At 71.0% G+C, this 23,510-nt stretch carries 19 protein-coding genes and 1 tRNA gene; 19 read left to right on the forward strand and 1 reads right to left on the reverse strand.

The annotated features are described in order from the left end of the window. Positions 1-258 precede the first annotated feature (258 nt). The 12 genes from typA to ACIGHB_RS07595 all read left to right on the forward strand — a co-directional run bounded on the left by typA (position 259) and on the right by ACIGHB_RS07595 (position 15,646). Positions 259-2,160: a translational GTPase TypA gene (typA, locus tag ACIGHB_RS07540; RefSeq protein ID WP_360314387.1), complete on the forward strand. Its 1,902-nt coding sequence runs from the start codon at positions 259-261 to the stop codon at positions 2,158-2,160. A gap of 460 nt (positions 2,161-2,620) precedes the next feature. After that, positions 2,621-4,261, forward strand: a complete 1,641-nt coding sequence (locus ACIGHB_RS07545) for an ABC transporter substrate-binding protein (protein WP_399910357.1) — start codon at positions 2,621-2,623, stop codon at positions 4,259-4,261. 172 nt (positions 4,262-4,433) lie between these two features. Further along, positions 4,434-5,366 carry an ABC transporter permease gene (locus ACIGHB_RS07550; RefSeq protein ID WP_360314429.1) on the forward strand — a complete coding sequence of 311 codons (933 nt, stop codon included), beginning with the start codon at positions 4,434-4,436 and terminating at the stop codon, positions 5,364-5,366. Then, on the forward strand, positions 5,359-6,312 hold the full coding sequence (locus tag ACIGHB_RS07555; RefSeq protein ID WP_360314391.1) for an ABC transporter permease: 954 nt from the start codon (positions 5,359-5,361) through the stop codon (positions 6,310-6,312). The genes ACIGHB_RS07550 and ACIGHB_RS07555 overlap by 8 nt, the downstream gene beginning before the upstream one ends. Positions 6,313-6,326: 14 nt before the next feature. Then, the gene (locus ACIGHB_RS07560) at positions 6,327-7,385 is read left to right on the forward strand and encodes an ABC transporter ATP-binding protein (RefSeq protein ID WP_360314393.1); all 1,059 of its coding nucleotides are present in this window, start codon (positions 6,327-6,329) and stop codon (positions 7,383-7,385) included. Further along, the gene (locus ACIGHB_RS07565) at positions 7,378-8,466 is read left to right on the forward strand and encodes a dipeptide ABC transporter ATP-binding protein (protein WP_360314395.1); all 1,089 of its coding nucleotides are present in this window, start codon (positions 7,378-7,380) and stop codon (positions 8,464-8,466) included. The genes ACIGHB_RS07560 and ACIGHB_RS07565 overlap by 8 nt, the downstream gene beginning before the upstream one ends. Positions 8,467-8,713: 247 nt before the next feature. Next, positions 8,714-10,339: an ABC transporter substrate-binding protein gene (locus ACIGHB_RS07570; RefSeq protein ID WP_399910361.1), complete on the forward strand. Its 1,626-nt coding sequence runs from the start codon at positions 8,714-8,716 to the stop codon at positions 10,337-10,339. A 113-nt stretch (positions 10,340-10,452) separates the two neighbouring features. Next, complete coding sequence (locus ACIGHB_RS07575) at positions 10,453-11,376, forward strand: ABC transporter permease (protein ID WP_360314399.1); 924 nt, start codon at positions 10,453-10,455, stop codon at positions 11,374-11,376. Beyond that, positions 11,369-12,355: an ABC transporter permease gene (locus tag ACIGHB_RS07580; RefSeq protein WP_360314401.1), complete on the forward strand. Its 987-nt coding sequence runs from the start codon at positions 11,369-11,371 to the stop codon at positions 12,353-12,355. Before ACIGHB_RS07575 ends, ACIGHB_RS07580 begins: the two co-directional genes overlap by 8 nt. A gap of 8 nt (positions 12,356-12,363) precedes the next feature. Next, the gene (locus ACIGHB_RS07585) at positions 12,364-13,347 is read left to right on the forward strand and encodes an ABC transporter ATP-binding protein (RefSeq protein ID WP_360314403.1); all 984 of its coding nucleotides are present in this window, start codon (positions 12,364-12,366) and stop codon (positions 13,345-13,347) included. Next, on the forward strand, positions 13,340-14,518 hold the full coding sequence (locus ACIGHB_RS07590; RefSeq protein WP_399910365.1) for an ABC transporter ATP-binding protein: 1,179 nt from the start codon (positions 13,340-13,342) through the stop codon (positions 14,516-14,518). Before ACIGHB_RS07585 ends, ACIGHB_RS07590 begins: the two co-directional genes overlap by 8 nt. Positions 14,519-14,707: 189 nt before the next feature. Beyond that, positions 14,708-15,646, forward strand: coding sequence for a hypothetical protein (locus tag ACIGHB_RS07595; RefSeq protein WP_399910368.1), 939 nt, complete (start codon positions 14,708-14,710; stop codon positions 15,644-15,646). Here the strand turns inward: ACIGHB_RS07595 and ACIGHB_RS07600 are convergent. Further along, positions 15,622-17,808: a prolyl oligopeptidase family serine peptidase gene (locus ACIGHB_RS07600; protein WP_399910371.1), complete on the reverse strand. Its 2,187-nt coding sequence runs from the start codon at positions 17,806-17,808 to the stop codon at positions 15,622-15,624. The genes ACIGHB_RS07595 and ACIGHB_RS07600 overlap by 25 nt on opposite strands. 224 nt (positions 17,809-18,032) lie before the next feature. Between ACIGHB_RS07600 and ACIGHB_RS07605 the strand changes: the two genes are divergently transcribed. From ACIGHB_RS07605 to ACIGHB_RS07635, 7 genes are all read left to right on the forward strand, one after another. Continuing rightward, positions 18,033-18,227: a hypothetical protein gene (locus tag ACIGHB_RS07605; RefSeq protein ID WP_360314411.1), complete on the forward strand. Its 195-nt coding sequence runs from the start codon at positions 18,033-18,035 to the stop codon at positions 18,225-18,227. Between the two features lie 41 nt (positions 18,228-18,268). Beyond that, a complete protein-coding gene (mshB, locus tag ACIGHB_RS07610; RefSeq protein WP_360314413.1) occupies positions 18,269-19,204 on the forward strand; it encodes an N-acetyl-1-D-myo-inositol-2-amino-2-deoxy-alpha-D-glucopyranoside deacetylase in 936 nt (311 codons plus the stop codon). After that, positions 19,201-19,554 (forward strand): DUF6113 family protein, encoded by a 354-nt coding sequence (locus ACIGHB_RS07615; protein WP_399910374.1) that lies wholly within the window; start codon positions 19,201-19,203, stop codon positions 19,552-19,554. The genes mshB and ACIGHB_RS07615 overlap by 4 nt, the downstream gene beginning before the upstream one ends. A 165-nt stretch (positions 19,555-19,719) precedes the next feature. Further along, entirely contained in the window at positions 19,720-21,966 is a 2,247-nt protein-coding gene (locus tag ACIGHB_RS07620) for a hypothetical protein (protein WP_399910377.1), read from the forward strand. Between the two features lie 171 nt (positions 21,967-22,137). Continuing rightward, positions 22,138-22,500 carry a DUF1304 domain-containing protein gene (locus ACIGHB_RS07625; RefSeq protein WP_360313401.1) on the forward strand — a complete coding sequence of 121 codons (363 nt, stop codon included), beginning with the start codon at positions 22,138-22,140 and terminating at the stop codon, positions 22,498-22,500. Positions 22,501-22,587: 87 nt separating this feature from the next. Beyond that, positions 22,588-22,662: transfer RNA gene (locus ACIGHB_RS07630), tRNA-Ala, on the forward strand. Between the two features lie 38 nt (positions 22,663-22,700). Then, a complete protein-coding gene (locus tag ACIGHB_RS07635; RefSeq protein ID WP_399910380.1) occupies positions 22,701-23,498 on the forward strand; it encodes an inositol monophosphatase family protein in 798 nt (265 codons plus the stop codon). Positions 23,499-23,510 lie beyond the last annotated feature (12 nt).

Raw genomic sequence — 23,510 nt, forward strand, 5'->3', positions numbered from 1 at the left:
TCAGAAGCAGCTCAAGTTCCTTGCCCGCCGGTGACCCCGGCGGGCAGGATCGCGTCGGCCCCTTGACCCGGGCGGCATGACGTTCCCCACACCCTGAGCCCCACCCTGAAACGTCCCAGTAGACCCTCTCGGATCGATCCGGGGAAGCCCCTTGCACGGCAGCCCCGTACCATAGGACATAGCCGTGGCGCGTCCGCCCGGCGGGCGTAAGAGGAACTGACGCCGATTCCCACGATCCGAGAGAAGCGCAAGCCACCCATGCCCACGCGCCACGACATCCGTAACGTCGCCATCGTCGCCCACGTCGACCACGGCAAGACGACCATCGTCGACGCCATGCTCAAGCAGGCCGGTGCCTTCGCCGCCCACCAGCAGCTCGACGACCGCATGATGGACTCGAACGACCTGGAGCGTGAGAAGGGCATCACGATCCTCGCCAAGAACACGGCGGTGAAGTACCACCCCAAGGACGGCGGGGCCCCGATCACGATCAACATCATCGACACCCCCGGCCACGCCGACTTCGGCGGCGAGGTCGAGCGCGGTCTGTCGATGGTGGACGCCGTCGTCCTCCTGGTGGACGCCTCCGAGGGTCCGCTCCCGCAGACCCGCTTCGTGCTGCGCAAGGCCCTCCAGCAGCGCAAGCCCGTCATCCTCTGCATCAACAAGACGGACCGCCCGGACTCCCGGATCGACGAGGTCGTCAACGAGACCTACGACCTCTTCCTCGACCTGGACGCCGACGAGGACCAGATCGAGTTCCCGATCGTCTACGCCTGCGGCCGCGACGGCATCGCCTCGCTGACCAAGCCGGAGGACGGCACGGTCCCGCAGGACTCCGAGAACCTGGAGCCCTTCTTCTCCACGATCCTGGAGCACGTCCCGGCCCCGGTGTACGACGAGGAGGCCCCCCTCCAGGCCCACGTCACCAACCTGGACGCCGACAACTTCCTCGGCCGCATCGCGCTGCTCCGCGTCGAGCAGGGCGAGCTGCGCAAGGGCCAGACGGTCGCGTGGATCAAGCGGGACGGCTCCGTCTCCAACGTCCGCATCACCGAGCTGATGATGACCGAGGCGCTCACCCGCAAGCCGGCCGAGGTCGCGGGCCCCGGTGACATCTGCGCCGTCGCCGGCATCCCCGACATCATGATCGGCGAGACCCTGGCCGACCCGGAGAACCCGATCGCGCTGCCGCTGATCACCGTCGACCAGCCGGCCATCTCCATGACCATCGGCACCAACACCTCGCCGCTCGTCGGCCGCGGCGGCACCGGCAAGGGCGCCGACGCCAAGGCCGCCGTGAAGGACCGCAAGGTCACCGCCCGCCAGGTCAAGGACCGCCTCGACCGCGAGCTCATCGGCAACGTCTCGCTCCGCGTCCTGGAGACCGAGCGCCCCGACGCCTGGGAGGTCCAGGGCCGCGGCGAGCTCGCGCTCGCCATCCTGGTCGAGCAGATGCGCCGCGAGGGCTTCGAGCTCACCATCGGCAAGCCGCAGGTCGTCACCAAGGAGGTCGACGGCAAGATCCACGAGCCCGTCGAGCGCCTCACGGTCGACGTGCCCGAGGAGCACATGGGCGCCGTCACCCAGCTCATGGGCGTCCGCAAGGGCCGCATGGACAACATGTCGAACCACGGCTCCGGCTGGGTTCGCATGGAGTTCGTCGTCCCGTCCCGCGGCCTCATCGGCTTCCGTACGGAGTTCCTCACCAACACCCGCGGCACCGGCATCGCCCACTCCATCCACGAGGGCCACGAGCCGTGGTTCGGCCAGCTCCAGACCCGTAACAACGGTTCGCTGGTCGCCGACCGCGCGGGTGCCGTCACCGCCTTCGCGATGACCAACCTCCAGGAGCGCGGCGTCCTGTTCACCGACCCCGGCACCGAGGTGTACGAGGGCATGATCGTCGGCGAGAACTCGCGCTCCGACGACATGGACGTGAACATCACCAAGGAGAAGAAGCTCACGAACATGCGGTCCTCCTCGGCCGACTCGTTCGAGGCGATCGTCCCGCCGCGCAAGCTCTCCCTGGAGCAGTCCCTGGAGTTCTGCCGCGACGACGAGTGCGTCGAGGTGACCCCGGAGGCCGTCCGCATCCGCAAGGTCGTCCTGGACCAGAAGGAGCGCAGCCGCTCCGCCTCGCGCGCCAAGAACAGCTGACGCGCCGCCGGTCACTGCCGGTAAGCGGTTTTGAGCCACGGCTGAAAAACGGCTGAGCCGCATCTCACACGAAGGGCCTGGCCACTCGCATCATGTGCGAGTGGCCAGGCCCTTTTCGTCAAACGCATTGCCTCGGACAGGCGTCCGGAATCCGGTCATCGCTCTCCGGTACGTGTGTTAACGGTCCGTTTCGGGGGTGTCTGTCTGTGCTCAGTTTGTCCGGATTTCGGTATCCGGGGCCTTGGTGATGTTGTCAAAACGAGACCACTTAAGTGTGGTTTACGGCCCGGACGTACTTAATAGTTGGCTCCATTGAGCTCGGGTCAATGGGTCACGCACTGTGGGGAGTGCCGACTCACGAGCACACTCGGGGTACCGGGGGATCAGCGCCGTCAGGGGTGTCGGCAGGTCTCGAAGTGCCCTTCTTGTAGTGACAAGTGGACTCATGAGGAGGAAACCCATGCGCGGTGCCAAGAGCGCCAAGTGGGTAACGGGCGCGATCATCGTCGCCCTGGCTGCGACCGCCTGTGGCGGGGGCAAGGACAGCGGCGGCAGCGACGCCAAGGGCAAGGTCGACCCGAACGGCATCTTCTCCATCGAGCTGGGCGAGCCGGAGAAGAACCTGCTCACCGGCGACACGATGGAGTCGAACGGTTCCGCCGTCATGGCCGGCCTGTTCTCGACCCTGGTCGACTACAAGGCCGACGGCTCGCTGGAGATGATCAACGCCGAGTCGGTCACCACGACGGACTCGAAGACGTGGACCGTCAAGCTCAAGAAGGGCTGGACCTTCCACGACGGCACCCCGGTCACCGCCAAGTCCTTCGTGGACGCGTGGAACTGGAACGCCAACGTCGAGAACGCCCAGGGCCTCGCCTCCTGGTTCGCCGACATCAAGGGCTTCGAGAAGGTCCACCCCGAGAAGGAGGGCGCCAAGCCCACCTCCAAGACCCTCGACGGCCTGAAGGTTCTCGACGAGAACTCCTTCACCATCGAGCTCGCGAAGCCGGTTCCGTACTTCGCCCACAAGCTCGCCTACATCGTCTTCGCCCCGCTCCCGGAGTCCTTCTACAAGGACCCGAAGGCCGGCGGCCTGAAGCCGGTCGGCAACGGTCCCTACAAGTTCAAGAGCTGGGACCACAAGAAGAAGATCGAGATCGTCCGGTACGACGACTACAAGGGCCCGAACAAGGCGAAGAACGGCGGTGTGGTCTTCAAGAACTACACCACCCTCGAGGTCGCCTACGAGGACCTGAAGGCCGGCAACGTCGACGTCCTGCGTCAGATCGCCCCGAAGGACCTCCCGGTCTACCGTCAGGACCTCGGCGACCGCGCCGTGGACCAGGCGTACTCCGCGATCCAGACCATCGCCGTCGCCTTCTACGCCGACCAGTGGAAGAAGCCGAAGCAGATCGACCCGCGCGTCATCCAGGGTCTGTCGATGGCGATCGACCGCGCGACCATCACCAAGACGGTGCTCAACGGCACCCGCGAGCCCGCCACCGGCTGGGTCGCCAAGGGTGTCCTCGGCTACCAGCCGGACGCCGTCGAGATCACCAAGTTCGACCCCGCCAAGGCCAAGGAGCTCATCAAGGCCGGCGGCGGCGTCCCGAACAACAAGATCTCCATCCAGTTCAACGCCGACGGTGGCCACAAGGAGTGGGTGGAGGCGGTCTGCAACTCCATCACCCAGGCGACCTCCGTCGAGTGTGTCGGCGACAGCAAGGCGGACTTCCAGGCCGACCTGACCGCTCGTAAGACGAAGCAGGTCAAGTCCCTGTACCGCTCCGGCTGGGTGCTCGACTACCCGGTGAACGCCAACTTCATCTCGGACCTGTTCCGCACGGGTGCGGGCGGCAACCAGGGCGACTTCTCCAACAAGGAGCTGGACGCCAAGATCGCCAAGGCCGACTCCGCCAAGACCCTTGAGGAGTCCGTCAAGGAGTACCAGGCGATCGAGAAGGACCTGGTCAACTACATGCCGTCCATCCCGCTCTGGTACTACAAGGTCAACGCGGGCTACTCGGAGAACGTCTCCGGCGTCGCCTACGGCCAGGACGGCGACCCGATCCTGACCGGCGTCGAGGTCAAGCAGAAGTAATCACCCGAGCGTAGTCCGCATGCCGTCACGGGACTGACGGATCGTCAGTCCCGTCGCGGTGCCTTACGCAGCGGCTGGGGGGCCCTTCCGTGGCATCACGCTGTCCGAAACCGGGCAGCCATGTCGCGGGAGGGCCCGTCGGCTGCGGCCGTCACATCTCAACGGAGGCATGATGGGGCGCTATGTCGCACGACGACTGCTCCAGATGATCCCGGTCTTCTTCGGGACAACCCTGCTGATCTTCCTCATGGTCTACAGCCTGCCCGGCGACCCCGTGGCCGGCCTGTTCGGCGACAAGGGCGCGAGCCCGGCGACCATCGAGGCGATCAAGCACAAGCTCGGTCTCGACCAGCCACTGTGGAAGCAGTACTGGGACTACATGACCGGCATCATCCTGCACTTCGACTTCGGGACGCAGCTGCGCAACGACCGCCCGATCACCGAGGTGCTGGGCGACGCGTTCCCCGTCACGCTCCAACTGGCCGCCATGGCCTTCGCGTTCGAGCTGATCTTCGGTATCGGCCTGGGCATCATCGCCGGTCTCCGCGCCGGCCGTCTGGCCGACAACGCCGTCCTGCTCTTCACCCTGCTGATCATCTCGATCCCGGTCTTCGTGCTCGGCTTCTTCATCAAGCTCGTGTTCGCGGAGCAGCTCGGGTGGATCGCACCAGTGGTCAGCAACGACCAGTTGTGGACCGAGATGATCGCGCCGGCGGTCGTGCTCGGTGGTCTCTCACTCGCCTACGTGGCCCGGCTGACCCGTACCTCGATGGCCGAGAACCTGCGCGCCGACTACATGCGCACCGCCGTCGCCAAGGGCCTGCCGAAGCGCCGCGTCATCGGTGTCCACCTCATGCGCAACTCGATGATCCCGGTCGTCACCTTCCTCGGCACCGACATCGGCGCCCTCATGGGCGGCGCGATCGTCACCGAGAGCATCTTCAACGTGAAGGGCGTCGGCGGCCTCATCGCCGAGTCGATCACGCGGCGCGAGGGCGCGACGCTCGTCGGCCTCGTCACCATCCTGGTGATCGTCTACCTCGTCACCAGCCTGCTCATCGACCTGCTGTACGCGGTCCTGGACCCGAGGATCCGGTATGCCTGACGTGACCAAGACCGCCACCGCCGTCGAAGACACCGTCGCACCCCCCTCGGCGACGGACCCGAAGGGCGCGCAGAAGCAGGAGAAGGCCCGCTCCCTGTGGGGCGACGCCTGGGCCGACCTCCGCCGCAACCCGTACTTCCTCGTGTCGTCGGTGCTGATCGCCTTCCTGCTGCTGATCGCCGCGTGGCCGACCCTCTTCACCAGCGCCTCGCCCACCCGCGGCGACCTGGTGAACCACTTCCTCGGCAAGCCGGAGCTCGGCAGCATCGGCTCGGAGGGCTGGTTCGGTTACGACGGGCAGGGCCGCTCCGTCTACGCCCGCCTGATCCACGGCACCCGTGCCTCGATCATCGTCGGCATCTGCGTCACCATCATCGTCACCGTCGTCGGCGGCCTGATGGGCATGATCGCCGGCTACTTCGGCGGCGCGTGGGACGCGGTCCTCTCCCGGATCACCGACATCTTCTTCGGCATCCCGTTCCTGCTCGGCGCCATGGTCGTCCTGCAGTCCTTCACCGACCGCACCGTCTGGGTCGTCGTCGGCGCCCTGGCCTTCCTCGGCTGGACGCAGATGGCCCGTGTCATGCGCGGTGCCGTGATCACGGTCAAGCAGGCCGACTACGTCCACGCGGCCAAGGCCCTCGGCGCCGGCACGAGCCGGATCCTGTTCCGGCACATCCTGCCGAACGCCATGGCCCCGGTGATCGTCGTCGCGACCATCGCGCTCGGCGGCTACATCTCGGCCGAGGCGACCCTGTCCTACCTCGGTCTCGGCCTCGCCGCCCCGACCGTCTCGTGGGGTGTCGACATCTCCACCGCGGTCGCCCAGATCCGCGTCGCTCCGCATATCCTGCTCTGGCCGTCGATCATGCTGAGTCTCACCGTCCTGGCGTTCATCATGCTCGGCGAAGCCGTTCGCAACGCCCTCGACCCCAAGCTGCGCTGAGGAGGGCGTACAACGTGAGCACCATCGACAAGACCGCGTCCGTCCCGGCGCCGCGCACGAGCGGCGACCACAACGGCCCCCTGCTCGAAGTCAAGGACCTGCACGTCGAGTTCCACACCCGTGACGGTGTGGCCAAGGCGGTCAACGGCGTCAACTACTCGGTGAACGCCGGCGAGACCCTCGCCGTCCTCGGCGAGTCCGGCTCCGGCAAGTCCGTCACCGCCCAGGCCATCATGGGCATCCTCGACATGCCGCCCGGCAAGATCCCGCAGGGCGAGATCCTGTTCCGCGGCGAGGACATGCTCAAGATGTCCGACGAGGAGCGCCGCAAGATCCGCGGCCGGAAGATCGCGATGATCTTCCAGGACGCGCTCTCCTCGCTGAACCCGGTCCTCTCCGTCGGCTACCAGCTCGGCGAGATGTTCCGCGTCCACCAGGGCCTGTCCAAGAAGGACGCCAAGCTCAAGGCCATCGAGCTGATGGACAAGGTCAAGATCCCCGCCGCCAAGGCGCGGGTCAGCGACTACCCGCACATGTTCTCCGGCGGTATGCGCCAGCGCATCATGATCGCCATGGCGCTCGCCCTGGAGCCGGACCTGATCATCGCCGACGAGCCGACCACGGCTCTCGACGTGACGGTCCAGGCCCAGGTCATGGACCTCCTCGCGGAGCTCCAGCGCGAGTACAACATGGGTCTGATCCTGATCACCCACGACCTCGGCGTCGTCGCCGACGTCGCGGACAAGATCGCCGTCATGTACGCCGGGCGGATCGTCGAGCAGGCGCCCGTCCACGAGCTGTACGCGCGCCCCGCGCACCCGTACACCCGGGGTCTGCTCGACTCGATCCCGCGCCTGGACCAGAAGGGCCAGGAGCTCTACGCGATCAAGGGCCTCCCGCCGAACCTGCTCAAGGTCCCGACGGGCTGCGCCTTCAACCCGCGCTGCCCCAAGGCCACCGACCTCTGCCGTACGGAGATCCCGGCCCTGGTGCCGGTCACCGAGCAGGACGGCGCGGATCTGCCGGGCCGCAAGAGCGCCTGCCACTTCTGGAAGGAGACGATCCATGGCTGAGCTCAGCAAGAACGACGAGGCCGTGGCCGCCGCGCTGGACGTCCCCGTCCAGCGGGGGGAGCCGATCCTCCAGGTGCGCAACCTGCAGAAGCACTTCCCGCTGACGCAGGGCATCCTCTTCAAGAAGCAGGTCGGCGCGGTCAAGGCCGTGGACGGGGTCTCCTTCGACCTCTACCAGGGCGAGACCCTCGGCATCGTGGGCGAGTCCGGCTGCGGCAAGTCCACGGTCGCCAAGCTCCTGATGAACCTGGAGCGGGCCACCGCGGGCGAGGTCTTCTACAAGGGCCAGGACATCACCAGGCTGTCCGGACGTGCCCTGAAGGCCGTCCGCCGCAACATCCAGATGGTGTTCCAGGACCCGTACACCTCGCTGAACCCGCGCATGACGGTCGGCGACATCATCGGCGAGACCTTCGAGATCCACCCCGAGGTGGCCCCGAAGGGCGACCGGCGCCGCAAGGTGCAGGAGCTCCTCGACGTCGTCGGTCTGAACCCGGAGTACATCAACCGGTACCCGCACCAGTTCTCCGGCGGTCAGCGCCAGCGCATCGGCATCGCCCGCGGCCTCGCGCTCAACCCGGAGATCATCATCTGCGACGAGCCCGTCTCGGCCCTGGACGTCTCCGTCCAGGCGCAGGTGATCAACCTGATGGAGAAGCTCCAGGACGAGTTCAACCTGTCCTACATCTTCATCGCGCACGACCTGTCGATCGTCCGGCACATCTCGGACCGCGTCGGCGTCATGTACCTCGGCAAGCTCGCCGAGATCGGTACGGACTCCGAGATCTACGACCACCCCACGCACCCGTACACCCAGGCGCTGCTCTCCGCCGTGCCGGTGCCGGACCCGCAGGCGCGTGCCAACCGCGACCGCATCATCCTCACGGGTGACGTGCCCTCGCCGGCCAACCCGCCGTCGGGCTGCCGCTTCCGCACCCGGTGCTGGAAGGCGCAGGAGAAGTGCTCCACCGAGGTGCCGGTCCTGGCGATCCCGGAGCGCTTCCGTGGCCAGGACACCCTCGCGGCCCACGAGTCGGCGTGCCACTTCGCCGAGGAGCGGGACGTGGTCCACGCGGGCTGACCGACCGTGACGGTCCGAAGGACCAGGGCCCCTCGCACCCCCGCCGGGTGCGGGGGGCCCTTCCGCGTACCCGCCCCCTCCCGCGTACCCGCCCCCTTCCGCGTACCCGCCCCCTCCCGCGTACCCGCCCCCTCCCGCGTACTCGCTTCCGCCACGTACCCGCTCGGACGCCCTAAACGTGCATTGCCGTCAATATCGGGTGATATTGGGGCCTAAGTCACGCTCAGGACAAATCGGGAGGCACTCCATGCGCGGAGCCACGCACGCCAAGTGGGCCGCACTGGCCACCGCCGTCGCCCTCGCGGCGACCGCCTGCGGCGGCGGTGACGACAGCGGCGGCGGAGGGGCCGACGGTGTGGTGAGTTCCTCCTGGGGAGACCCGCAGAACCCGCTGGAGCCGGCCAACACCAACGAGGTCCAGGGCGGCAAGGTCCTGTCGATGATCTTCCGCGGTCTCAAGCAGTACGACCCGAAGACCGGCGAGGCCAAGGACATGCTGGCCGAGAGCATCGAGACGACCGACTCGACCAACTTCACCGTCACCGTCAAGGACGGCTGGACCTTCTCCAACGGCGAGGCGGTGACCGCCCAGTCCTTCGTGGACGCCTGGAACTACGGCGCCGCCCTGAAGAACAACCAGAAGAACGCCTACTTCTTCGGCTACATCGAGGGGTACGACAAGGTCCACCCCGACGAGGGCGAGGCCACCGCCGAGACCCTGTCGGGGCTCAAGGTCACCGGCCCGCGGACCTTCACGATCAAGCTCACCCAGAAGTTCTCGACCTTCCCCGACACCCTCGGCTACGCCGCCTACGCACCCCTCCCGAAGGCGTTCTTCGACGACCGCGACGCCTGGCTCTCCAAGCCGGTCGGCAACGGCCCGTACACCATCGACTCGTACGCCAAGGGCTCCCAGATGGAGCTCAAGCGCTGGGACGGGTACCCCGGTGACGACAAGGCGAAGAACGGCGGCATCACCCTCAAGGTCTACACGGACAACAACACCGCGTACACCGACCTGATCGCCGGCAACCTCGACCTGGTCGACGACGTGCCGGCCGCCCAGCTCAAGAACGTCTCCGCCGACCTCGGCGACCGGTACATCAACACCCCGGCCGGCATCATCCAGACCCTCTCCTTCCCCTTCTACGACGACGCGTGGAACAAGCCCGGCCAGGAGAAGCTCCGCCAGGGCCTGTCGATGGCCATCGACCGCCAGCAGATCACCGACACGATCTTCCAGAAGACCCGCACCCCCGCCGTCGACTGGACCTCCCCGGTCCTCGGCGAGGAGGGCGGCTTCAAGGACATCTGCGGCGACTTCTGCAAGTACGACGCCGACGAGGCGAAGAAGCTGGTCGCCGAGGGCGGCGGCATCCCCGGCGGCACCATGCGCATCTCGTACAACGCCGACACCGGGTCCCACAAGGAGTGGGTGGACGCCGTCTGCAACTCCATCAACCGCGCCCTCGGCAACAACACGGCCTGCGTCGGCAACCCCATCGGCACCTTCGCCGACTACCGCAACCAGGTGACCACCCAGAAGCTCACCGGCCCCTTCCGCGCCGGATGGCAGATGGACTACCCCCTGATCCAGAACTTCCTCCAGCCGCTCTACTACACCAACGCCTCGTCCAACGACGGCAAGTACACCAGCGAGGAGTTCGACAACCTCGTCGACCAGGCCAACGCCGAGTCCGACATCCCGAAGGCCGTCGGACTGTTCCAGCAGGCGGAGGAGGTCCTCCGCGACGACATGGGCGCGATCCCGCTCTGGTACCAGAACGGCAGCGCCGGCTACTCCGACCGGATCGAGAACGTCACCCTCAACCCCTTCAGCGTCCCGGTCTACGACCAGATCACGGTCAAGTGACCGGCCGCAGGCCGTAGCAGATCGGCGCCGTACGGCCCGGCCCGCGGACCCCTCCCGCGCCGGGCCGTACGCCTTCCCCCACCCCTTCCCGGAGCCAACCCCCGGAGCCTCGCATGGGTCGATACGTGATCCGGCGGCTGCTGCAGATGATCCCGGTCTTCTTCGGCGCCACGCTGCTGATCTTCCTGATGGTGAACGTGATGGGCGATCCCATCGCCGGACTCTGCGGCGACCGCGCCTGCGACCCGGCGACCGCCGCCCGGCTGAGGCAGGAGTTCGGCCTCGACAAGCCGGTCTGGCAGCAGTACCTGACCTACATGGGCAACGTCTTCACGGGCGACTTCGGCACCGCCTTCAACGGACAGCCCGTCACCGAGCTGATGGCCAACGCCTTCCCGGTCACCATCCGCCTGACCATCGTCGCCATCCTCTTCGAGATCGTCATCGGCATCAGCCTCGGTGTCCTCACCGGCCTCAAGCGCGGCCGGCCCGTCGACACCACCGTCCTGCTGCTGACCCTGGTCGTGCTCTCCGTCCCCACCTTCGTCACCGGTCTGCTCGTGCAGCTGCTGCTCGGCGTCAAGTGGGGCTGGATCGACCCCGCCGTCTCGCCCGCCGCCACCTTCGACGAGCTGATCGTCCCCGGCCTGGTCCTCGCCTCCGTCTCGCTGGCCTACGTCACCCGGCTCACCCGCACCTCGATCGCCGAGAACAAGCGCGCCGACTACGTCCGCACCGCCGTCGCCAAGGGCCTCCCGCGCCGCCGGGTGATCAGCCGCCACCTGCTGCGCAACAGCCTCATCCCGGTGGTGACCTTCATCGGCGCCGACATCGGCGCGCTCATGGGCGGCGCCATCGTCACCGAGCGGATCTTCAACATCCACGGCGTCGGCTACCAGCTCTACCAGGGCATCGTCCGGCAGAACACCCAGACCGTGGTCGGCTTCGTGACGATCCTCGTCCTCATCTTCCTGCTGGCCAACCTGCTGGTGGACCTCCTGTACGCCGTCCTTGACCCGAGGATTCGCTATGCCTGAACCGCTCGAACCGCTGGAAGAGGGCCGCGCGATCGCCGCGACCGGGGCCGGGGGAGCGACCGACCTCGCCATGGCCGAGGGCGAGAGCCTGGAGAAGACGCCCGGCGGTCCACGGGGCGGCGGGCCCGACGGGAAGGCGCGCTCCCTCTGGTCCGACGCCTGGCACGACCTGCGCCGCAACCCGGTCTTCATCGTCTCCGGGCTCGTCATCCTCTTCCTGGTCGTCATCGCGATCTGGCCGTCCCTGATCGCCTCGGGCGACCCGCTCGACTGCGACCTCTCCAAGGCCCAGGAGGGCTCCCAGCCCGGCCACCCCTTCGGCTTCAACGGGCAGGGCTGCGACGTCTACACCCGGACCGTCTACGGAGCCAGGGCCTCCATCCAGGTCGGCGTCTTCGCCACCCTCGGCGTGACGCTCCTCGGCTCCGTCCTCGGCGGCCTCGCCGGCTTCTACGGCGGCCTGTGGGACGGACTCCTCTCCCGGATCACCGACATCTTCTTCGCCATCCCGGTCATCCTCGGCGGCCTCGTCCTGCTCTCCGTCGTCAGCAACAACACCGTCTGGCCCGTGATCGGCTTCATGGTGCTGCTCGGCTGGCCGCAGCTCTCCCGCATCGCCCGCGGCTCGGTGATCACCGCCAAACAGAACGACTACGTGCAGGCCGCCCGCGCGCTCGGCGCATCCAACTCCCGGATGCTGCTCCGGCACATCACGCCCAACGCCGTCGCGCCCGTCATCGTCGTCGCCACCATCGCGCTCGGCACCTACATCGCCCTGGAGGCGACGCTCTCCTTCCTCGGCGTCGGCCTCAAGCCCCCCACGGTCTCCTGGGGCATCGACATCTCCTCGGCCTCGCCGTACATCCGCAACGCCCCGCACATGCTGCTCTGGCCCTCCGGCGCGCTCGCGATCACCGTGCTCGCCTTCATCATGCTCGGCGACGCCGTCCGCGACGCCCTCGACCCGAAGCTGAGGTAGGGACACCCATGCTGCTCGAAGTGCGCGACCTGCACGTGGAGTTCCACACCCGGGACGGGGTGGCCAAGGCGGTCAACGGCGTGAACTACTCGGTCGACGCGGGGGAGACCCTCGCCGTCCTCGGCGAGTCCGGCTCGGGCAAGTCCGTCACCGCCCAGGCCGTCATGGGCATCCTCGACATGCCCCCGGGGAAGATCACCGGCGGCGAGATCCTCTTCCAGGGCCAGGACCTCCTGAAGCTCAAGGAGGAGGAGCGGCGGAAGGTCCGCGGCGCCAGGATGGCGATGATCTTCCAGGACGCCCTCTCCTCCCTCAACCCCGTCATCAGCGTCGGCGAACAGCTCGGCGAGATGTTCGTCGTCCACCGGGGCGCGAGCAAGAAGGACGCCCGCGCCAAGGCCGTCGAGCTGATGGACCGGGTCCGCATCCCCGCCGCCAAGGAACGCGTCGGCCAGTACCCCCACCAGTTCTCCGGCGGCATGCGCCAGCGCATCATGATCGCCATGGCGCTCGCCCTGGAGCCCGAGCTGATCATCGCGGACGAGCCGACCACGGCCCTCGACGTCACCGTCCAGGCCCAGGTCATGGACCTCCTCGCGGAGCTCCAGCGCGAACTCAACATGGGCCTCATCCTCATCACCCACGACCTCGGCGTCGTCGCCGACGTCGCCGACAAGATCGCCGTCATGTACGCCGGCCGGATCGTCGAGCACGCCCCCGTCCACGAGATCTACAAGGCGCCCGCCCACCCCTACACCCGCGGCCTCCTCGACTCGATCCCGCGCCTCGACCAGAAGGGCCAGGAGCTCTACGCGATCAAGGGCCTGCCGCCCAACCTGCTCGCCATCCCGCCCGGCTGCGCCTTCAACCCGCGCTGCCCGATGGCCCAGGACGTCTGCCGCACCGACGTGCCCCCGCTGTACGAGGTCACCGAATCGCCCGTCCCGCGCTCCAGCGCCTGCCACTTCTGGAAGGAGTGCCTCCATGGCTGAGGCGATTCTCGAGGTCAGGGACCTGCACAAGCACTACCCGCTGACACAGGGCATCCTCTTCAAGAAGCAGGTCGGCGCGGTCAGGGCGGTCGACGGCGTCGACTTCGACCTCGCCGCCGGCGAGACCCTCGGCATCGTCGGCGAGTCCGGCTGCGGCAAGTCCACCGTCGCGAAGATGCTGGTCAACCTGGAGAAGCCGACCTCGGGCACGATCAGGTACAAGGGCGAGGACCTCACCAAGCTCTCCCCGCGCGCCCTCAAGGCCGTCCGCCGCAACATCCAGATGGTCTTCCAGGACCCGTACACCTCGCTCAACCCGCGGATGACGGTCGGCGACATCATCGGCGAGCCGTACGAGATCCACCCCGAGGTCGCGCCGAAGGGCGACCGGCGCCGCAAGGTCCAGGACCTGCTCGACGTCGTCGGCCTCAACCCCGAGTACATCAACCGCTACCCGCACCAGTTCTCCGGCGGCCAGCGGCAGCGCATCGGCATCGCCCGCGGCCTCGCCCTCCAGCCCGAGATCATCGTCGCCGACGAGCCGGTCTCCGCCCTCGACGTCTCCGTCCAGGCGCAGGTCGTCAACCTGCTCGACCGGCTCCAGTCCGAGTTCTCCCTGTCGTACGTCTTCATCGCCCACGACCTCTCGATCGTGCGGCACATCTCGGACCGGGTCGGCGTCATGTACCTCGGCCGGATCGTGGAGATCGGCACCGACGCCCAGATCTACGACCACCCCACCCACCCCTACACCCAGGCGCTGCTCTCCGCCGTGCCCGTGCCCGACCCGCAGGCGCGCGCCCACCGCGAGCGGATCATCCTCACCGGCGACGTCCCCTCCCCGGCGAACATCCCCTCCGGCTGCCGCTTCCGCACCCGCTGCTGGAAGGCGCAGGAGCGGTGCGCGCTGGAGGTCCCGCTGCTCGCCGTCCCCGCCGTCTTCCGCCTCACCGACAGCCCCGCCAAGCACGACTCCGCCTGCCACTTCGCCGAGGAGAAGACGGTCGTCCCGCCGGAGGAGTCGCTCGCCCACGCCGAACCGCTGGAGGAGGGCCCCGCCCCGGCTGAGGCCGCCGCGGCGGCGGAGGAGGAGCCGGGCCCGTTGGGCGAGCCGGGCCCGCCGGAGGAGCCGGGCCCGCCGGAGGAGCCGGGGAGTCCGAAGACCCTGTAACGCCCCGGCAACCGCCAGGAATTGGATCCGATATCCGAATATTGGATCCTGTCGGACATGCGGCCATGCGGGTGCCGTCGGCCGGCGGGGGCACCTCGGAGCCCCCGCCGGCCGTACTCCGTCACCTCCACCCCGGCCATCCGCCGGAACCGCTTGTTTCGGCCGCCCCTGACCGTGAGTATCGGCCGCGTGACTGTGACTCGACCGGCACGTCTCACCGGGGCCGCGCTCGCCGCCGGACTCGCCCTCGTCCCCTTCGTCTGGATCCTGGGCGACCTCGCCGCCCTCGGCTCGCCCGAGGACCTGTTCTGGTACTGGGCGGGCGACCGGTTCCGGCTCTCCCGCGCCCGGGCGGCCACCACCCTGCTCGACCCGGTCCTCTGCCTCGCCGCCGCCGGCACCGCCCTCGCGGCCCTCCGCTCCCGGCACGCCGCCGCCGCGCTCACCGCCACCGGCGCCGTCACCTTCGCCGTCCGCCTCCCCGGCCTCTGGACCCACGGCACAGGACCGCTCGTCACCGCCCTGTCCGAACTCGTCCTCGCCGCCGGGCTCCTCGTCACCGCCCTCGCCGGCCGCCGTCCGTCCCGAGGCCCCGACGAGCCCGTCCCCACCCGGCCCCGCCCCGGACCGGCCGTCGCCGCCGGACTCCTGCTCGCCGTCGCCGCCCTCGTCCTGATCGCCCAGGAGGGCCACCGCGCCGCCCGGATCGACCCCCGCCACCTCGTCGACCGCTTCACCGGCGGCCGCTCCGTCCTCGACGCCGCCCTCGGCGTCCCGCCCGGCTGGCTCGCCGCCGTCCTCGCCGCCCTGTACCTGACGGCCGCCGTCTCCGCCCTCACCGCCGCCCGGCACACCCGCCCCCTCGGCGTCCTCGCCGGCGGCGTCCTGCTCGCCGGCGGCCTCGCCGAACTCGCCCGGATCGCCCGCCTCCACCTCCACCACGACGTCCACTACGTCATGGCCCCCGAGGTCGACCTCCCCGGTCTCGCCGCCGCCGGCTACGGAGCGCTCGCGGGGGCCGCCGTCCTCGCCCTCCTCGCCGGGCGAGGCGTCCCCGACGCCGCCCCCGTCCCCCCGCTCCCGGCGGCGGTCCCGCCGCCGCCCTACCCGCGCCCGCCCGGCTGGTGACCGGGGAAGCCCCCCAGCGAGCGCTTCAGGAAGTCGACCTGGAGCAGCAGCAGGTTCTCCGCCACCCGCTCCTGCGGGGTCATGTGCGTCACCCCCGACAGCGGCAGCACCTCGTGCGGCCGGCCCGCCGCCAGCAGCGCCGACGACAGCCGCAGCGCGTGCGCCACCACCACGTTGTCGTCCGCGAGGCCGTGCACGAGCATCATCGGGCGGGCCGGCTCCTCCGGCGCCGACAGGCCGTCGTCGGTGAGCAGCGACTGCGCCGCGTACACCTCCGGATCCGCCTCCGGGGTGCCCAGGTACCGCTCGGTGTAGTGGGTGTCGTACAGCCGCCAGTCGGTCACCGGCGCCCCCACCACCGCCGCGTGGAAGACATCGGGCCGGCGCAGCACCGCGAGCCCCGCCAGATAGCCGCCGAACGACCAGCCCCGCACCGCCACCCTGCCCAGGTCCAGCGGGAACCGCTCCGCCAGCGCCCGCACCGCCGCCACCTGGTCCTCCAGGGCCACCGTGAAGTCCCGCAGCATCGCCTTCTCCCAGGCCGGCGACCGGCCGGGCGTCCCCCGGCCGTCCGCCACCACCACCGCGAAGCCCTGCTCGGCGAACCACTGCGAGGTCAGGTGCGCGTTGTGCGCGGCCACCACCCGCGGCCCGTGCGGCCCGCCGTACGGATCCATCAGCACCGGCAGCGGCCCGTGCCCCTCCTCGTACCAGGACGGCAGCAGCACCGCGCACGGGATCCGGCGCTCACCCGCCTCCGTGAGGACCGGCCGGACCCGCAGCGGCGGCTCCGCCGCGTACGAGCCCACCACCGCCACCGGCCGCCCGTCGCGCAGCACCCGCGCCACCGCGCCCGGCGCGTCCGGCCGCGTCGACACCAGCACGGTCACCGCCCCGCAGCGCACCGCGCCGTGCCAGCCCGCGCCCTCCGAGACCCGCTCCACGCCCCGCTCCGACACCCGGTACACATGCGTCTCACCGGTCTCCGGATCCGGCGCCGCCGCGCCCGCCGAGGCCGACACCAGCAGGTCGTCCTCGCCCACGTCGAGCACCGCCCGCACGTGCAGCGACGCGTCCGTCAGCCGCTCCTCGCCCACGCTCAGCGCCCGGACCCCGCCCTCGTCGCCGATCCGCGCGAGCCGCCCGTCCGGCGTCCAGCACGGCACCCCGGGCAGCAGTTCCAGCCAGGCCGGATCCTGCTCCTCCCGCACGGTCGCCGTCGTGCCCGCCGCCGTGTCCACCGCGAGGACCCGCCCGCTCCGCTGGTCCCGCGCCTGCACCAGCAGCAGCGGCGCCCCCGCCGGCGACCAGTGCACGCGCGCGAGGTACGGGAACCGCTCCCGGTCCCACACCACCTCGGTGCGCGAGCCGTCGAGGCCGTACAGGAAGAGCCGCACCTCGGCGTTGGGCGTCCCCGCCGCCGGGTACCCCACCCGCTGCGGCTCGCGCTCCGGACGCGCCGGGTCCGCGATGAACCAGCGGCGCACCGCCCCGTCGTCGGCCCGGGCCACCAGGAGCCGGTCCGAGGCGGGCGACCACCAGAATCCCCGGTCCCGTCCCATCTCCTCCGAGGCGATGAATTCGGCCAATCCGTAGGTGGTGCTCCCCTCCTCCGGAGCCGCCAGTTCCACATCACCGGAACCGTCGGCTCCGACCACCCGCAGCGCGCCCCCCGACACGTACGCCACCCGGCGCCCGTCCGGCGAGGGCCGGGGGTCGATCACCGGCCCCGGCACCGGCAGCTCCCGCGCCGTCCCGGCCCGCAGCTCGGCCGTGAACAGGCGTCCGGACAGGGCGAACGCCGCCAGCTCCACCGCTCCGTCCACCGCGTAGCCGACGATCCCGGCCGACCCCTCCCGGCTCCGCTCCCGCCGCGCCCGCTCCTGCGCGGAGAGCTCCTCGTCGGCCCCCGCGAGCAGCGCCGACGGCTCCGCCGCGACCCGTTCCGACGGCTTCCCGCCGTCCGCCGGCAGGTCGAGCACCCACAGCGCGTGCGTGCGGTCGGTCCCCGATCCGGAGCGGACGAAGACGACCCGCTCCCCGTCCGGGGAGACCGAGAAGCCGCGCGGGACCCCGAGACCGAACCGCTGGGTGCGCGCGTGCAGACGCGGGAAGGACAGCGCCACGGATGGGGCGGGCGAGGACTGCTGAGGCATGGTCATACGGCTGAAAGTAGCGTTGTACGCCCCCTGTGTGCGCCCGTACGCCGATCGATGCGAGGGCACGGATAGTTATGATCCGTAGCGCTTGGTGGATGCCCGCCCGTGGGTATGCACATGTGGGCGAGCGCCGGGCACATGCCCGACGGTTCGACCACCGGCACGTCCGTACGCGTCCCGCTCGACTCCGTGCTCGCATATCCGACCGAAGGTGGAGGTGAACCGCCGTGGCACTCTCGATCTCCGTGGTGGTGCTGCTGGCGATCGTCGTCTTCCTGCTGATCCGGAAATCCGGGCTCAAAGCCGGACACGCGGCGATCTGCGCGCTCCTGGGCTTCTACCTGGCCAGCTCCTCCCTCTCCGACTCCATCACCACCCTCACCACCAACGTGGCGAGCATGATCTCCGGCCTCAAGTTCTGACCGGGGCGGTCACCCGCGGCCCCGCCTCGTAGGGTGGGGCCATGACCGATCTCCCCGCCCGTCGTCTGCTCCTCGTGCACGCGCACCCCGACGACGAGTCGATCAACAACGGCGCCACCATGGCCCGGTACGCGGCCGAAGGCGCCCTTGTCACCCTGGTCACCTGCACCCTGGGCGAGGAGGGTGAGGTCATCCCGCCCGAGCTCGCCCACCTGGCCCCCGACCGCGAGGACCGGCTCGGCCCCCACCGCGTCGGCGAACTCGCCGCCGCCATGGCCGCCCTCGGCGTCACCGACCACCGCTTCCTCGGCGGCGAGGGACGCTTCCGCGACTCCGGGATGATGGGCGTCCCCCAGAACGAGCGCGAGAACGCCTTCTGGAACACCGCCGTGGACACCGCCGCCGCCCCCCTGGTCGAGGTGATCCGCGAGGTCCGCCCCCAGGTCCTCGTCACCTACGACCCGGACGGCGGCTACGGCCACCCCGACCACATCCAGACCCACCGGGTCGCCATGCGGGCCGCGGACCTCGCCGCCGACCCCGGCCACCGCCCCGACCTCGGCCCGGCCCACACCATCGCCAAGATCTACTGGAACCGGGTGCCCCGCCCGGTCGCCGAGGCCGGCTTCGCCCGCCTGGCCGCCGAGGGCTCCGCCTTCCCCAAGGACGCCGTGGTCGACGACGTCCCCGGTGTCGTCGACGAGGACCGGATCACCACCGAGATCGACGGCGGCGACCTCACCGCCGGCGACTCGTACGCGGCCCGCAAGAGCGCCGCCATGGCCGCCCACGCCACCCAGGTCGCCGTCGACGGACCCTGGTTCGCCCTCTCCAACGACCTCGGCCAGCCGCTCTTCACCACCGAGTACTACGAACTCGTCCGCGGCACCTCCGGCGCCCCCGCCGGAGCGCGCGAGACCGACCTCTTCGCGGGTCTCCCCGCGGGCGACGGCGCCGGGGAGGTGGCGGGCCGATGACCGCCCCCGCCGTCCGGTACGCCGCCTACGCGGCCCTCTTCGTCCTCGGAGCCCTCGTCGGCACCACGGGCGCCCTCGTCCAGGCCGCCTGGTTCCCCCTCGGGCTGCTCCTCGCCCTGCTCGCCACCGCCGCCCTGTTCTACGGGGGCATGCGCGCCACCGGTAACCAGGCCGGTCTCGCCGCCGCCGGCGGCGGCTGGCTCCTCGCCGTCATCGTGCTCAGCTTCGGCCGCCCCGAGGGCGACGGGCTCTTCGGCGGTGGCATCGGCGAGCTGCTCTTCCTCTTCGGCGGCATGGGCGCGGCCGTGCTCTGCGCCACCGTCAGCAGGTTGCCGCAGACCACCCCGTAGACCACCGCGTAGACCACCGCGCGGGACCACGTGTGAGGGACCGGACTTCGCACCGGGCGGATAACCCGGGGCGCCGGACAGTATGGTGGTGCGCGCCGCCGAACCGCCCGGGACAGTACGAGCATCAGCAAGAGCGGGCGGCGGAGCCAACCGGGAGATCCTGCTTTGAGTCGTGAAACTGGTCGAGAGACCGACAGTTCGTCCTCCGGCGCCCAGGGGCGTGGCGGGGCCGCCTACCCGTCGGGAACCCAGCCGTACGGGTCCCGCCAGTATCCGTCGCTCCACCCGCCGCAGGACGCGCCGGGGGAGACCTCCGCCGCGTCCGCGCCACCGGAGGAGCCGAAGACCGAGACCACCCTGACCACCCGGATCCGCATCAACATTCCGGGTTCGCGGCCGATCCCGCCCGTCGTGGTCCGCAAGCCCGTCGCGGGCGCCTCCGCCGACGACGCCCCGGCCGCACCGCCGGCCGCGGAGCCGGAGCGGCCCGCTCCCGCTCCCGCGCCCGCCCCGGAGCCCGAGCCGGAACCGGCTCCCGCCCCGGCGGCGCCCGAGGCGCCGCAGGCCAAGGAGACCAGCGACTGGTTCGCGCCCCGCAAGAACGCGGGCCCGGCCCCCGCGGGCGCCCCCGCCGCGCCGACGGCCCCCGCGGGCGCACCCGCGCCCGCACCCGCGCCGAAGGCCCTCGGCGGCTCGCAGACCCCCGGCACCGGTTTCGCGGGCTCCGCGACCGCCGGCGTCCCCGCGGTCGGCAGCGCGCCCTCCAGCCGCCCCGTCAGCAACCCGCTGTACGACACCGGCACCCTGCCCGGCTACGACGGCACCCCCGCCGCCGGCGTCCCCCTCTACGACGGCCCCCACCCCGGCACCCCGGCGGGCGGCACGCGCGCGTACGACGGGACCCCGGCGGGCGGTACGCCGCAGTACGACGGGACCCCTGCCGGCGGCACGTCGCAGTACGACGGCACTCCGGCCGGCGGTACGCCGCTGTACGACGGCACCCCCGCGGCCGGTACGCCCCGCTACGACGGTCAGCCGACCGGCCCGACCACGGGCCCGGTCAGCGGCATCGCCGACCTCGGCGGCGGCGGCGCGCCCCCGCGCCCCGCGATGCCCCGGCGCCCCGGCGCCGGCGGTGCCCCGCCGGCCGGCGGACCGGTGCCCGGCGGTCCCGGCCCGTACGGCCCCGCCGGCGCGCCCCGCATGTCGGACGACACCGCGATCCTGACGCCGCAGCAGCCCGCGCCCGCGCCGGGCGCCGGACGGCCGGGCCAGGGCGGTCCCGGCGGCGGCCAGGTCTCCGGGGACACCCTGACCAGCGGCATCCCGGTGGTGCCCCCGGCCGCCGGCCGCCCCGGTCCCGACGGACGCCCGGCGCCCGCCCCCCGGCCGGCCCGCCAGGAGCGGGCCCAGGCGCCCGCACCGGCCCCCAAGCCCGCGCCGAAGCCCGCCGCCCCGGCGAAGAAGGGCCGCTCCAAGCTGGTCCTCCTCGCCGTCGGCGTCGTCGGCATCGCCGGCGTCGCCTACGGCGCCGGGCTCCTCCTCAACCACTCCGACGTCCCCAAGGGCACCACTGTCCTCGGCGTCGACATCGGCGGCGGGACGAAGGACGAGGCCGTCAACAAGCTGGAGGCGAGCCTCGGCAAGCGCGCCGCGACCCCGCTCCAGCTCTCCGTCGGCGGCAAGAAGGTCCAGCTCGCCCCCGACAAGGCCGGTCTGACCCTGGACAGCCAGCAGACCGTCCGCGACGCCGCCGGCAGCGACTACAACCCCGTCTCGGTGATCGGCTCCCTCTTCGGCGGCGAGCGCGTCGCCAAGCCGGTCTTCCCGGTCGACTCGGAGAAGCTCGCCGTCGCCCTCCAGGACCTCGCGGGCTCCTCCTCGTCGGCGACCGAGGCGACGATCCTGTTCGCCCCGAACAAGGTCACCGCCGTCGAGGGCAAGCCCGGCCAGGGCATCGACGTCCAGCGCGCGATGATCTCCGTCAAGGACGCCTTCCGCGCCCAGGTCGAGACGGGCCGGAGCAACCTCGTCGAACTCCCCGCCAGCGTCCGCAAGCCCACGGTCACCAAGGCCGAACTGGACCGGGCGATGAAGGAGTTCGCCGAGCCCGCCATGTCCGGCCGGATCACCATCAAGGCCGGCGGCAGGGAGATCGACTTCGGCCCGGCCCGCTCGCTGCCGCAGATCCTCTCGATGAAGGCCGTCGACGGGCACCTGGTGGAGGTCTACGACAAGAAGGCGATCACCCGCCTCCTCGAAGGCACCTTCAAGGGCGTCATGATCACCAAGGGTGACGGCTCGAAGCACGAGGTCTCCGCCGACGACGTCGCCTTCGTCATGCGGGACGCGCTGCGCGGCAAGACCAAGGCCGAGCGCACCGCGACGATCGACCTCACCGGCAAGGGCTGACCGCCCGCCGCCCGACCCGACACCCCCCCCGCCGGCCCGCCCGGCGGGGGGTGCCGCGCGTTCCGGAGCCGAATCCCGGCGCGCCGAACGCCCCACCCGCGCCGCACCGCAGTCGCCGCTCGCCCCGCGTCGTACCGCCGTCCCCGCCCGCCCCGCGCCCACAATGGGCGCATGCCGCTGACCGCCGACATCCTCGTCGCCCTCATCGCGCTCCTGCACCTCTACATCCTCGTGATGGAGATGTTCCTGTGGGAGAAGGAGACCGGCCGCCGCTTCTCCGGCTTCGACGCCCGGCTCGCCCGCGAGACCGCCGCCATGGCCGCCAACCAGGGCCTCTACAACGGCTTCCTCGCCGCCGGGCTCGTCTGGGGCCTCGTCGCCGGGGACCCCACCGGTTTCGCGGTGCGGGTCTTCTTCCTCTCCTGCGTGGTCGTCGCGGGCCTGTACGGGGCCGCCACCGCCAACCGGCGCATCCTCTACGCCCAGGCCCTCCCCGGCGCGCTGGCCCTCTCCGCCGTCCTCGTCGCCGGCTGACCCCGCCCCTGACGGGAGCTCACCACCGGCCACCCGTAACCCGTTTGACCTCGCCGGACGACGCTTCCTAGACTCGGCCACCTGGGAGCGGGGTCGTAGCACAGAGGTAATGCGCCGCGATGGCATCTCGGAGGACGCCGGTTCGAATCCGGTCGCCCCGCTCCCTCCTCCACCCCGCCACGCGCGCGTACCCTCGCTCCATGATCCACCAGGAGCTCTCCGACACCGAGGTCGCCGCGGCCGCCGCCACCGCCGGAGCCGAGGTCGTCCGCGGCCTCCACGGCCGGGAACTCGACCGCGTCGACAAGGGCGCGGGCGACTTCGCCACCACCGCGGACCTGGAGGCCGAGCGGGCCATCCTCGACGTTCTGCGCACCGCCCGGCCCGACGACGCCGTCCTCGGCGAGGAGGGCGGCCGGCAGGGCGCGGCGGGCGCCCGCCGCGAGTGGCTGGTCGACCCCCTCTGCGGCACCCTCAACTACGCCGTCGGGAACAAGCTCGTCGCCGTCAACGTGGCCCTGCGCGGGGGCGCGGCGGCCGTGGCCGACCCCTTCGGGGGCGAGGCCGGCGAGGTGTTCCGCACCGACGGCACGCGCGCGTGGGGACCCGACGGCCGCCCCCTCGTCCCCACCGCCGCCACCGGTCTCGTCGACGTCAACCTGGACCCGCCCTTCCCCGGCGCCCCCGGCTTCCGCGCCGTCGACCTCCTCGCCCACCCCGGCTTCGCCGCCGCCTTCCGCCCCCGCGTGGTCTCCACGTCGCTCGCCCTGGCCTGGGTCGCGGCCGGGAAGCGGGCCGCCTACGTCACCGACGGCGGCGACCTCTCCGGCAGCGTCCACTTCGCCGCCGGCATCGCCCTCTGCCGCGCGGCCGGCTGCGTCGTCACCGGCATCGACGGCACCCCCGTCGGGGAGGGCCCCGCGCGCGGCCTCGTCGCCGCCGCCGACGCCGGCACGCACGCCCGGCTCATGGAACTCGTCCGCGCGCGGCGGACCTAGGGCCTGTCCGGC

This window comes from Streptomyces sp. NPDC085460 (genome assembly GCF_044541975.1).
Taxonomy (GTDB): Bacteria; Actinomycetota; Actinomycetes; order Streptomycetales; family Streptomycetaceae; genus Streptomyces.